Below are 12833 nucleotides of genomic sequence, written 5' to 3'. Positions count from 1 at the left end.
TTGAGGCCTAATCAAAGTATGCAGCAATCTTCATTTACTTATTGGATGCTCTTGTCCACTTCTTTAATCATCTCTTGAATGGATTCCAGACCACCACCGGACAAGTACCAGTAATCGGGGTCAAGATAAACAATGTGTCCATCTTTGAAGGCATTTGTATTTTTGACCAAATCGTTCTCGATCACCTGTTTGGCTGGAGTTGCTTCACCACTACCTGCAACCACCGCACTCCGATCTACCACAAACAGATAATCCGGATTTTTCTCCATAACATACTCAAATGAAACGCTCTGTCCATGGGTGGACACTTCAATATTTGCATCTGCTGGAGTAAAACCGAACACATCATGTATGACACCAAATCGGGAACCCGCACCATACGCACTTAATTTGCCTTCGTTCGTCAGAACAACCAGTGCATTCTTTCCGCCAGCCGTTACTTTATCTTTTAAAGCTTTGACAGAGGTATCAATCGATGCCAGTGCCTCTTCTGCTTCTTTTTCTTTACCAAAGATCTCTCCAAGCGTCTTCACATTCGAAGTCAGGGAGTTCATATAATCTTCTGTATCTACCGCCATATAAATGGTCGGTGCGATCTTGCTCAGCTCTTCATAGGAGTCTTGCAGTCGTCCTGAGATGATAATCAGGTCAGGCTTCATGGCATTTACTTTCTCAAAATCAGCCTCTTTCAAACCGCCAACATTGGTGTACTTTGCATCGTTGTACTTTTCCAGATAAGAGGGAACTCCCTCCTGAGGTACACCGGCAACCTCTACCCCAAGCTGATCCAAAGTATCCAGCACACCATAGTCGAACACAACCACTTTCTCCGGATTCTTCTTCACTGTTGTTTCGCCAAGTTTATGTTTAATGACGATTTCATCACTGGACTGTTCTGCTGCTGCATTCGCTTCTGATCCTGTGCCACTGCTGGCACCTGTATTTTCTGCTGTTTTACTTCCACCACAAGCTGCCAGAACAACCGACAACACCACAAGCAACGTAAACAACCAACCCTTTTTCATAAATAGACACCTCTCGCTCTCTCTATATTGGTTTACCTTTTTAAGCAAAATACACACAAATCTTACGACCATCAATCCATTGCACAGGGATGTGCATGTCATATACTTTCTGCAATACATCCGTATCAATGATGTCCTCCGTTTTACCTTCCTGCACGACACGCCCATCTTTGAGTGCAACGATATAGTCTGAGTAACAGGAGGCAAAATTGATGTCATGAATGACAATAACAATTGTCTTCCCCAATTCATCCACCATTTTGCGAAGCACCTTCATAATCTGTACGGAATGTTTCATGTCCAAATTGTTCAATGGTTCATCGAGCAGAATATACTCGGTGTTCTGTGCAATAACCATGGCGATATATGCCCGCTGTCGTTGTCCACCGCTTAGTTCATCCAAATACTTTTTGCGGAAAGGAGCCAGCTCCATATAATCGATGGCTTCCTGAATCCACTGCCGATCTTCTGCCGTGAGTCTTCCTTGTGAATAAGGAAAACGGCCAAAAGCCACAAGGTCCTCCACAGTCAACCGGATATTTATGTGATTGGATTGTTTGAGGACTGATATTTTTTTGGACAAATCCTTGTTCTTCCAACCTTCGATCTCTTTTCCTTCGATCAGGACTTGTCCTGCATCCTTGCTGATTAGTCTGGTGATCATAGACAACAATGTACTTTTGCCTGCACCATTGGGACCGATAAATGAAGTGATTTTCCCTTTGGTAATATTCAGTGATACGTCATCCACTACCCGGACGCCGCCGTATTGTTTTGTTACATTTCTGACTTCTACCACGACTTATTCTCCTTTAGCAGTAAATAGATGAAGTACACACCGCCTACAAAATTGATAATGACACTTACTGTCGTAGCAAAGGTAAATACCCGTTCCACAATGAGCTGTCCACCGACTAATGAAACTACTGCGATAATGACCGAACCCCAGATCAGTACTTTATGACGATGTGTCCGGAATAACTGATGCGCCAGATTCACGACCAGCAGCCCCAAGAACATGATTGGGCCGACCAATGCTGTGGAAATTGACACCAGAACCATCACAACCAGCAATAACCTTTTCACAATGTACTGGTAATCCACCCCAAGGTTAACCGCGTGATCTTTGCCGAGGGACAGTACGTCGAGATATTTGGTAAACTTCTGTGCATACAGCAAGATCAAAATAATGGCCACCATGGAGATGATCAGCAGATCCGTATTCACATTGTTAAAACTCGCAAACATCTTGCCTTGCAGCACAAGGAACTCATTGGGGTCGATCAGTACCTCCATGAAGGAGGACATGCTCTGAAACAGCGTACCCAGAATAAGGCCAACGAGCAGCAGCAAATAGATATTGCGCCCCCGTTCTCTACGGAACATAAACTGATGCAGAAGTAGAGCAAACAGGGTCATTAACAGCACAGATACCGCAAAGTTAAGATTTTTGTTCACAAAGCTGATATGCGTGCTCCCAAACACAAACACGGCAAAGGTCTGAAACAACATATACAGGGAATCAAGCCCCATAATGCCAGGCGTAAGAATTCGGTTGTTGGTTATCGTTTGAAAAATGGCAGTGGAGTACGCGATGCAGGCACCCGTGAGCACAATGGCAAGAATCTTTTTCCCTCTGCGAGGCAGAATATAATCCCAGTTACCCCCGGATTGAATGACCAGAAATACACCAATCAACAGCACTGCCGCTGCAATCAAAATGCCAAACTTCCAGGTATTTGCCGTATACTTCATTCTCATGATCCATAAGCCTTTCTTCGAAGCAGTAAATACAGGAACAACACGCTGCCCACAACGCCCACAGTCAAACTGATGGACAGCTGATAAGGATAAATAATCAATTGACCCAGAATATCGCAGACCAGGACAAAAATCGCACCGAGCACTGCCGTATGAGGCAATGTATCCCTTAAGTTATCGCCCTTATACAGCGTTACAATATTCGGTACTACAAGACCGAGAAACGGGATTGTACCTACGGTGATAATGACGACAGCTGAAACCATGGCAACCAGAATCAGCCCGAGATTAACCACTTTTCGATAAGCCAGTCCAAGATTGGTTGAGAAATCTTCGCCCATACCCGCAAGTGTAAAACGATTAGCAAACAGATAAACGATAATAAGCAGCGGAATACTGATATAGATCAGTTCATAACGTCCTTTCATAATCGTGGAGAAATCCCCCTGTAGCCATGAGGACATGTTCTGGATCAAATCGTTTTTGTAGGCAAAAAAAGTCGTGACCGAGCTTACAATATTGCCAAACATCAAACCAAGGAGAGCGATGTAAATCGTATCCTTGAATTTAACTTTCTCCAGTATCCGCATAAAGATTAGCGTTCCAGCCAGTGCAAAGGCAAAAGCGACCAGCATTTTTTGCAGTGGAGAAGCACCAGGAAACCACATCAAAGTAACAAGGATACCCAACCTGGCGGAGTCCATTGTTCCGGCCGTTGTTGGAGAAACAAATCGGTTGCGTGTCAGCTGCTGCATGATCAGTCCAATGACACTCATACTGATACCCGCGACAAGGATGCTGATTAAGCGGGGAAAACGACTGACTTGTAACACCTGAAGCTGGACTGGGGTCAAATGAAAAATATCCATAGGCGAAATGTCTGAATTGCCAATAAACAGGTATACGATAGACAAAAAAGCCAGTCCGATCAACATATAGCCTAACTTCATCTCTCTACTAATCCCCTCACCAATAGCCGTAAAACACTTGTAGCTGCTCTACTTAGTTCGACTTGATATTGATACTCATTATCAATTAAAATAATTATATCGATATTCATTTCGTCATGTCAACCATTCTCTGCTTCCCTTTTCCTTAATTTCATAAAACAACCTGAAACACATATAATTTAAATTTAATTGTATATAAGGAAAAAGACCTTCCAATTGGAAGGTCCCATTAATGATTCATTTAGTCGGCAAAATAATCTTCAGGAACATAGCGGATCTCAGATTCCGCATATATGGTCAATGTATGGCGTTCTCCATCATAATGCACCCGGTCTCCCTGAACGTAATACCAGTGCTTCACCAGGGGCTGATCCTTGCGCTGTACAAAGCGAAACACGTTGAGCTCCTGTCTGAGCTCCATAATGCTGTCCACCACCTGTTGCTCCAGACCCGTAACGGTAAAAACAAATCCCGTGCCCTCTCTTTGATAACGATAGGACAACGAATCGGTTTTACTGTTCACCAGCCCCCGCCCAGTCACTGCATGCTTAACCATAAACCATTCCTGCTGCGTCATAAAGTACATCCTCCTTTGGATCTTGGAGTTTCATTCCATTTCGGTAAATTAGGGCAAATCAATTAACATATAGAAGGCGTCCTCGCTTGCATCCAGGTTCATGGATGTCGTCTGTTCCACACGAGCCGTGTCCCCTTCAGTTAACTGATGCTCTCCGTTCAAGCCAAGCACTCCTTCAATGGCAAAAATGTACATACGGCGATCTTCTGCCTGTTCATAGGTTAACGTCTGGCCTTTAGCCAATCGGCCAAGATAGATGGTCATATCCTGTTGAATGGATGCGATACGCGCCCCACCTTCAGGCGATACCACGGGTACAAGTGCTCCCGAAAGTGCGTCTGGATCAAACGAGGTCGTCTCGTAAGACGGCTCCAGCCCTCTTGTATATGGCATGAACCAGAGCTGTAATATACGTACTTCTTCGGTATCCGAAGCATTGTGCTCGGTATGAATCATGCCAGTACCTGCTGACATGCGCTGAATTCCACCAAATGATGTAACTGCCACATTGCCCAGGTTATCTTCATGACGCAGCTTGCCGCTCAGCACGATGGATACAATCTCCATATCACTATGCGGATGTGCCCCAAAACCACGGCCAGGAGCAATTACATCGTCATTGGCTACTCGCATGGGTCCAAACGCGGTATTCTCCGGGTCCTGGTATTCACCAAAGGAAAAGCTGTGATTGCCGCGCAGCCAGCCCCGGTCGAAGCTGGAGCGGGAATCGGATGGAATGACGTTTATCATAAAGCGCACCCTCCTACAGGTTCTCTTATTTTTTCTTAGTAGCATACTTATTCTCATTGTACCAAATAGATGGGCTTGTCGTCCAAAATAAAAAGCCTTTTCCCGGCTAGAACGGTTCACGCATACAATTACACGTAATCCGGTTTAGCGAGAAAAGGCTTTATACAGGAGATATGAGATATACCTGCTTATAACTGAACTTGTTCCATCCCTATTGGATGTTAGACCCGTTATGCACTCACATTCTGGCGAGTGTTGCCTTGTCTGGAGAAGAAATGATCCACCGCCAGAAAACGGCTGCCTGTGAAGAGCATTGTCAATGAACCTGCCAACAGCAGGTAATCAAGCTCGGTACCACTTATGAACGGCTGTCCCACTTTGGCAGTAAGCAGAACTCCTCCCATAACGACGATGAACAATGCAGCAAATACACGGGTTCCCAATCCCAGAATCATGCCTGCACCACCCACCAGCTCAATGATGGCTACAACCGATGCCAGAAAACCAGGAATACCGATACTTTCAAAGAAACCGACTGTACCACTAATTCCACCCTCGAATTTGCTCCAACCGTGTAATACAAAGATGAGACCAATCATGATCCTTGAGAAAAACAAGCCAATCTCCACACTTCTATTCATATTCATCTTCCTCCTTGGAGTTTAAGTTCAACGTGAAATTCAACCAATGGACCAAACAAACAAGACAGACAGCAGCAGGATCACTGTGGCAGAAATGAATACCGCATAGCGGGGAAGTGTCAGCGCAACATCCTGTTCCGGGTCTAACAGACGGGAAATACGTACATTCACCGAAGTATCAGCAAAAGACGATTGAATAGCTGTCTCTTTAATCCTCCAAGGTTCAGGGCAAGCCCGGATCAGTTTAAGCAGTGCACTGCCAATCCCCGCAGCATTCCCTGTACGTTCAATTGCCTCATTGTCAGCCAGAATTTCTCTAATGATATTGTAATGTTTTGAAGTATGCTTCAACACCGGGATATACGGCATCATGAAGGCAAAAACCGAAAGCAATGTCGTCTTGAGTGGATCACGATGCCACAGATGATGGACCTCATGATACACAACCGCTCTTTCTTCTTCAGCATCAAGCATAGTTAGTAGCCCCGTGGAAAGTACAATAACGGGTTTCCAGAGACCGATCGTAAATGCAACCGGTGACAGCTTGTCCACCACAATGAATCGAGTTTGTTTCAGATGACGGTACCGCGCTTCCAGTTCCCGAGACATAGTCCCATGCTCCATCGACCGAAGCTTCCGTACCGCTGCACATGTCTTAATCATCCGATCCAGCAGCAACCAGCCTGTACCCGCAAACGTCAGAATCACCAGCGCCATAAGAAAATGGCCTACGGATAACCAGCCCAGTCTGCTCATCCAGTGATTGCACAGCCAGAGCAGGTTAAACGGAATATCCCAACCGAATATTTTGTACATCGCGTACATGAACATCTGCATGAACACGAGTAACGGAATGCCAAACCCGACGGTAAACAAGAGCTTCGAGCGGGCCTTCCACATGTCAATCGCTATCCTTTTTCCATTGCTTAATCTTCTGCTCCAGACGCTCTATCAACCCTGCGTCTGCTTCATCCAGCGCATCCAGCATATGATTCAGAGCAAGTGCCCCGAATTCATCCACCAATTCATGTGATAACTCCTTGGATTGGTCGTTCATAAACTCCTCCCTGCTCTGCAACGGATGGTACAGTGACGTTCGGCCCTTCTGCGACTTGCGGAGCAATCCCTTGTCCACGAGGCGATTCATCACCGTCATGACTGTATTGAAATTAACGTCTTTATCTTGTTCAAGTGCGGTTTGCACTTCGCGAATGCTGCTGCCTGGACGCGTCCATAAAATGTCCATGATCTTCGCCTCCAGCGGACCGAAAAATCGATTCAGCCCACGCTCACCCACTTTAAAATTGTGTATTCTCATATGTTCAGACACCCCTCACACTACCCATTGTAGTGCCAACAAACGAGAAGTCAACCTCTATGTCAGCTATTTATTGTAAATAATTTGTAAATATGTTTTCCATTTCAGAATATCATCTCATTGCACAAGGTCGGTTTAGAGGTGAAAAAAGCCTAAAGACCGGGCAAGCCTGCTATTCTGCAGTCCTACCCGGTCTATTATAAAATCAATTATTCATTTCTGAAAAAGATGAAATTTAAGTGCTTTATTTACGATCCTGTGATGGCATAAATGCGGAGATATCTACACCAAGTCCATGAGCCAGACGACCACCGAGCTGTCCATCTGCCTGGAAGAAGTGACACAAGGCACGCAACTGAGTCTGTTCCGGAACTGCCTTCAGGTCATTGATCAGATTATCGAGCAAGTGTTGCTGCTCTACGGCCGTGAAGGAACGGAACAATTCCCCTGACTGTGTATAGTTATCGGTCTTCTCAATTTTCTCGCGCGTAACATGCCCCTGTAACGGAGCCTGACTGTCACGGTATTCCGGTGCTTCCACCGGGCTGTTGCCCGAGCTGTTCGGTTCATAGTTTACCGGAGATGGGTCCTGACTCACATTCATGAGTCCATCACGCTGATGATTGCGAACCGGAGCATAAGGGCAGTTCACCGGAATCTGCAAATAGTTCGGTCCGAGCCGGTGGCGCTGTGTATCCGGATAGGAGAACAGGCGACCCTGCAGCAATTTATCTTCGGAAGGCTCGATTCCAGGAACCAGAGCGCTTGGAGAGAAGGCTGCTTGCTCCACTTCTGCGAAGAAATTCTGTGGATTACGGTTCAACGTCATCGTTCCGATGGTCTGGAATGGTAACACATCCTCGGGCCAAGTCTTCGTTGGGTCGAGTGGATCAAAAGCGAAATCATCCATCTGCTCCGGCTTCAGCAATTGTACCTGCAGCTTCCACTGCGGGTATTGACCATTTTTGATATGATCGTGCAAATCCCGGGTGGCATGGTTGAAATCCTGCCCTTGTACTTCAGCCGCTTCTTGACGAGAGAAACCTCGTACGCCCTGAGCTGACTCCCACTTGTATTTCACATAATGAACTTGCCCTTGCGCATTGATCCATTTGAAGGCGTGTACGCCGAATCCATCCATTTCGCGGTAGCTTGCTGGCGTACCCAGATCGGAGAACAACCAGGTCATCATATGCGTCGACTCCGGTGATAGTGTCATGAAATCCCAGTAGCGTGCAGGATCCTGGATATTCGTATCCGGTGCAGGTTTCAGGGAATGAACCATATCCGGGAACTTCATGGCATCACGGATGAAGAAGACAGGTAAATGGTTCCCCACGATATCATAGTTTCCTTCACGGGTATAGAACTTCACGGCAAAACCACGTGGGTCACGCGCTGTCTCCGGGGAACCTGTGCCGTGAATTACCGTGGAGAATCGCACCAATACGTCCGTCTCTGTGCCAGGGTCTTGCAGGAAATCGGCAGTTGTGTAAGCCTTCATGCTCTGCTCCAGTGTAAACACGCCATGTGCACCGGCACCTCTCGCATGAACGACCCGTTCCGGTATACGCTCACGGTCAAAATGGGCGATCTTTTCAAGCAGATGATAATCCTCAAGTAATGTCGGGCCTCTTCTTCCTGCGGTACGGGAGTTTTGGTTGTCACCTACGGGTGCGCCCTGATTGGTTGTCATGCGTTCTGTCATATCGTTATCCTCCTCATGTTGGTCTCATGCCTGCTGTATATACTCTATTAAAATCATATTCGACATCGCTTTAAATATACATTTAGACTTGATCTAACTGTTAAAATGATTCTAACATGTCCCACTCGCCTCTTGCATGAGGTTCACATGAGATTCAGATGAGTTTCTTGTTCGTTTCATGAATGAAATATGAACATCAACTTTGAAAAAGATGAGCATTGATCCATTTCGATTGGATGGGTCTGATTTACGCTATCTAGTGGATAGACCCGGGTTACGTGTGACATGAACAGCATAATCTGCCCACAAAAAAAAAGCGGACTAATCCGCCAGGCGGTAGCCCACTCCTCTTACCGTTACTATATATTGAGGCGAAGCCGCGTTATCGCCAAGTTTTTTGCGCAAGCTTTTGATATGAACATCCACCACATTGCTTCCACCCGTAAAATCCGTCTCCCAAATATCGCTGAGCATCTCCTCACGAGAAATGACTGCACCTTTGGCGTCAATCAGCTTCAGCAGCAGATCATACTCGGTCTTGGTCAAATGAATGCGGTCATTATTCCGGTGCACGCTCATCCGCTCACGATCGAGCCATAGATCCTTGAATCCGATACGTTGTCCTTCCTGAGGGAGAAATCCGCGTTTCGGTGCAGCAGGACTATTGCCGATCATGCGCTGCACACGATATAACGCCTCCTGCGGACGTGCCGGCCAAACCAGTAATTCCTCCTGAAGCATCGGGCCACTGGCACTGCCAATCATCTTCTCCCCCACCAGATACAGACAGGGTGTTGCATATTCAGCTTCACGGTTCAGTCGGCTGCTGATGCCGGCAAATGCATCAATGGTTCCAGCAACAGACAGGTCATAGATTAACAGATCGAATACAAGCCGTTCATGCAAATCAGGTTCCCAGCGATGGAATACCAGCACATCGAAGCAGCTATCCGTTAGTGCCTTGACCAGTTCATGTACCTGACCCGGCATCGGACTGATCAGAATGACCCGTCTCGTGGTCGGACAATTATCTACAAGGGGAGCTGGATCAGCAAGTGCAGGCTTGACCCGGAGCGGCAAACGACGACCGGACAGGTTGATTTTCACTTGACCCGTTTGTTTCTGCATTCTGCGCAGACACCTCCAAAGACCACATGAGCGTGATCAATCGCATACCCGGTTTCCTCCGCAACTTGCTTCATCCATTGCGGAGGAACTTCCGTCATAACTTCATCCACCTTGCCGCATACTTCGCACATAATATGTTGATGATCGTCCATGCGGGCATCATAACGACTCGCCGTCTCGCCCAACTTGAGCTCTCGAATCAATTCTTTATCTGTCAAATATCGGAGCGAATTATATACCGTACCATAAGCCAAATTATAACCTTGCTCCACCAGACGATTCATCACGTCTGCTGCGGTTGGATGGTCTTCGGAATGACGGACGACATCATAAACGGCTTGACGCTGTATCGTCAGATTTAAAGTTCTCACCAGCAATTCTCCTTTATTTACTCATTCAATAGTATATAAGATGACATAGCAATCTACAGACTGCTATGATTCCCAGAAACATCAAAATCAATTTTGATTTAGATTAAGTATAAATCTCATTGTATAATGAAGTCAATATCCGACTAATTTATTCATGAATTGCCATAGCCAAGCCTCTTCACAGCTCCCCCTCTCCCATTTGGGATATTATGGTTCGCTACCACACTGCTTTTCAGCTAAAATATAGTAATGTGCGCTAAAGGGGGGATGCTGGTTGCTAAGCACATTTTTCGTTAATGTCTGTGTCATGATCACGTTCATGTATGTGTCCGGAATCATCGCCAAATTCTATCGTATCCGTGTGCCCTTTCCCTCAATGCGTGTTCAGATGATCGGTGGTCTGCTGTTCGGGATCTATGGAACGGTACTGATGAATTATTCCTTTCCTTTGAATGAAACTACCATTGTGGATTTGCGTCATTTGGCTATCGTCACAGCAGCCGTATATTTAGGAGGACTCGCTTCAGTCATCTCAGGACTTGTCATCTCCATCCTGCGTATTCTCATGTTTGGAATGTCATCCGCTGCTATCGATGCAGCCTTCGTCATGACAATCATCGGACTGTCCGGTGTATATTTTGCCTATGCTCCTTGGTCGAGATTAACCAAGATTATTACCATGAACCTGCTGGGTATGACGCTGATCTTTGTCATTCTGATGCTCAATACTTCCAGCATGAATTCTCTAATGAAAGTGTATCCATTACAGATAACCATTTCCTTTGTCGGTGGAATCTTTATTTATTTCATCGCAGAATTCATTAATAAATCCAATGAAATGTTGTTCCTACTGGAGCGAAAAGCTTCTACCGACCATCTAACCAATCTAAGTAATCGCAGACAATTTGAGAAATCACTCGAGTTGGAACTAGAACGGGCACGTGAGAACAAGCAAAAACTATCCCTGTTGGTCATTGATATTGACCGGTTCAAAAAAGTAAATGACACCTTCGGCCATTCTTCAGGCGATGCGGTCTTGAAACAGCTCGGGCAATTGCTCATCAAGCATGCCCGCTCGGCCGATATCGTCTCTCGAAACGGAGGCGAGGAATTTGCTATTCTGTTGCTCGATTGTGGTCATCACCAGGCTATGGCGATCGCTGAGTCGATCAGGCAAGCGGTGGAGAAGTACCTCTTCGCCCTGCCGGATGGCAATACGATCCGGCTGACCATCTCGATCGGTGTTGCTGTGTTTCCGGATCACTGTGACGACCGGGATGATAACGATTTCTTTGAACAAGCAGATCGTGCATTATATGAGGCCAAGAATACGGGCAGGAATCGTGTCTGTGCCATTCCACTTGGTTCCCTCGCCATCTCCGGCCAAAACCCATTCTAATCTCAAACCCAAAAGGGATGTCCCCGCAGCCTATCAGGCTAGCCAGGACATCCCTTTCATTTCTCACCTTTTGCATCATTTGATTCAACTCGCTTACGGGTGCAAGAACAACCTGTGAGGTTGAGTTTGCTTAAGCTAAGATTTGTTCGATCTCTTCAACGATGGCAGCATCCAGCTTCACACCGGAAGCGGCCGCATTCTCTTTCACCTGTTCAGGGCGACTTGCCCCTACAAGCGCACTGGACACGTTATTTTGCCGCAGAATCCATGCCAGAGCCAATTGACCGACCTTCAGGTCCAGCTTGTCCGCCACTTCAATTAACTGGCGAACCTTTGCGATCCGGTCAGCGTTAATTTTCCCTTCATCCCAGCCCAGCTTCGCTGCCCGGCTGTTCTCGGGAATATCGGACACCGAGGTGTATTTACCCGTCAACAATCCTTGTGCCAGCGGGGAATAAACGACTTGTCCAATCCCTTTGCGCTCGCCCAACGGGATGATTTCACTTTCGATATAACGGTCAAACATGTTGTACACCGGCTGGTTCACCACGATATGATCCAGCAACAGGCGATCAGCGGTACCCAGCGCAGCTTCCATCTGCGCCGCCGTCCATTGGCTAACACCTACGTAAAGCACCTTGCCCTGACGCACCAGATCGTCCAGTGCTCGCAGTGTCTCTTCAATCGGTGTTTCGGTATGATAGCGATGGCAATAATATATGTCTACATAATCAACACCCAGCCGTTGCAAGCTGGCTTCGCATTGTTCCTTAATATGTTTACGGGATAACCCTTGGTCATTTGGACCGTCACCCATTTTGCCAAAAACCTTGGTTGCAAGTACATACGAATCACGGGAATACGCTTTCAACGTCTGCCCCAGCAGCTCTTCTGCTGCACCCCGCTCGTACACATTGGCTGTGTCAAAAAAGTTAATGCCTTCATCGAATGCGGCTTCAATTGATTTCACCGCGTTTTCACGTTCCACATATCCTCCGTATGTCAGCCAGCTACCCAGGCTGATCTCGCTTACCTTCAGTCCGCTTCCACCCAATCTACGGTATTCCATTGAATGCACATCCTCCTCTAAACTGATTAATGATGAAGTTCCCTTTCTATTGTATCGTATTCGGCTCGGATTAAAAGGGCTTTGGAGCAGAATTTGGGAAATAGTTATGGATTTATGGATGAATATTAAAAAGCTC

14 protein-coding genes are annotated in these 12833 nt (G+C 46.4%); 1 reads left to right on the top strand and 13 read right to left on the bottom strand.

What is annotated here, in order from left to right:
- Positions 1-38: 38 nt before the first annotated feature.
- The 12 genes from P5G61_RS20255 to P5G61_RS20200 form a co-directional block, all read right to left on the bottom strand.
- Positions 39-1025 (bottom strand): siderophore ABC transporter substrate-binding protein, encoded by a 987-nt coding sequence (locus tag P5G61_RS20255; RefSeq protein ID WP_301248210.1) that lies wholly within the window; start codon positions 1023-1025, stop codon positions 39-41.
- A gap of 40 nt (positions 1026-1065) precedes the next feature.
- Entirely contained in the window at positions 1066-1824 is a 759-nt protein-coding gene (locus P5G61_RS20250; RefSeq protein WP_301248209.1) for an iron ABC transporter ATP-binding protein, read from the bottom strand.
- Positions 1818-2786 carry an iron chelate uptake ABC transporter family permease subunit gene (locus P5G61_RS20245; RefSeq protein ID WP_301248208.1) on the bottom strand — a complete coding sequence of 323 codons (969 nt, stop codon included), beginning with the start codon at positions 2784-2786 and terminating at the stop codon, positions 1818-1820. Before P5G61_RS20245 ends, P5G61_RS20250 begins: the two co-directional genes overlap by 7 nt.
- Positions 2783-3736, bottom strand: coding sequence for an ABC transporter permease (locus P5G61_RS20240; protein WP_079347790.1), 954 nt, complete (start codon positions 3734-3736; stop codon positions 2783-2785). The genes P5G61_RS20245 and P5G61_RS20240 overlap by 4 nt, the downstream gene beginning before the upstream one ends.
- 241 nt (positions 3737-3977) lie before the next feature.
- Positions 3978-4313: a hypothetical protein gene (locus P5G61_RS20235; protein ID WP_024632811.1), complete on the bottom strand. Its 336-nt coding sequence runs from the start codon at positions 4311-4313 to the stop codon at positions 3978-3980.
- A gap of 48 nt (positions 4314-4361) precedes the next feature.
- Positions 4362-5063 (bottom strand): pirin family protein, encoded by a 702-nt coding sequence (locus P5G61_RS20230; RefSeq protein WP_301248207.1) that lies wholly within the window; start codon positions 5061-5063, stop codon positions 4362-4364.
- Between the two features lie 230 nt (positions 5064-5293).
- Entirely contained in the window at positions 5294-5704 is a 411-nt protein-coding gene (locus tag P5G61_RS20225; protein ID WP_285075875.1) for a DoxX family protein, read from the bottom strand.
- Positions 5705-5743: 39 nt separating this feature from the next.
- Positions 5744-6604: a M56 family metallopeptidase gene (locus P5G61_RS20220; RefSeq protein ID WP_301248206.1), complete on the bottom strand. Its 861-nt coding sequence runs from the start codon at positions 6602-6604 to the stop codon at positions 5744-5746.
- A gap of 1 nt (position 6605) precedes the next feature.
- Positions 6606-7022, bottom strand: a complete 417-nt coding sequence (locus P5G61_RS20215) for a BlaI/MecI/CopY family transcriptional regulator (protein ID WP_301248205.1) — start codon at positions 7020-7022, stop codon at positions 6606-6608.
- A gap of 244 nt (positions 7023-7266) precedes the next feature.
- Positions 7267-8730 (bottom strand): catalase, encoded by a 1464-nt coding sequence (locus P5G61_RS20210; RefSeq protein WP_024632816.1) that lies wholly within the window; start codon positions 8728-8730, stop codon positions 7267-7269.
- Positions 8731-9051: 321 nt separating this feature from the next.
- Positions 9052-9858, bottom strand: a complete 807-nt coding sequence (locus tag P5G61_RS20205; RefSeq protein WP_301248204.1) for a winged helix-turn-helix transcriptional regulator — start codon at positions 9856-9858, stop codon at positions 9052-9054.
- A complete protein-coding gene (locus P5G61_RS20200; RefSeq protein WP_024632818.1) occupies positions 9834-10229 on the bottom strand; it encodes a Fur family transcriptional regulator in 396 nt (131 codons plus the stop codon). The genes P5G61_RS20205 and P5G61_RS20200 overlap by 25 nt, the downstream gene beginning before the upstream one ends.
- Positions 10230-10503: 274 nt before the next feature.
- Here P5G61_RS20200 and P5G61_RS20195 point away from each other — a divergent pair, with 274 nt between their 5' ends.
- The gene (locus tag P5G61_RS20195; RefSeq protein ID WP_301248203.1) at positions 10504-11628 is read left to right on the top strand and encodes a GGDEF domain-containing protein; all 1125 of its coding nucleotides are present in this window, start codon (positions 10504-10506) and stop codon (positions 11626-11628) included.
- Positions 11629-11758: 130 nt separating this feature from the next.
- Here P5G61_RS20195 and P5G61_RS20190 read toward each other — a convergent pair whose 3' ends face one another.
- Positions 11759-12697 carry an aldo/keto reductase family protein gene (locus P5G61_RS20190; RefSeq protein ID WP_301248202.1) on the bottom strand — a complete coding sequence of 313 codons (939 nt, stop codon included), beginning with the start codon at positions 12695-12697 and terminating at the stop codon, positions 11759-11761.
- Between the last annotated feature and the right edge of the window lie 136 nt (positions 12698-12833).

The organism is Paenibacillus vandeheii, from assembly GCF_030433635.1.
Taxonomy (GTDB): domain Bacteria; phylum Bacillota; class Bacilli; order Paenibacillales; family Paenibacillaceae; genus Paenibacillus; species Paenibacillus vandeheii.
Note: the sequence above shows the minus strand (reverse complement) of the source record. Positions and strands in the feature narration are given on the sequence as shown.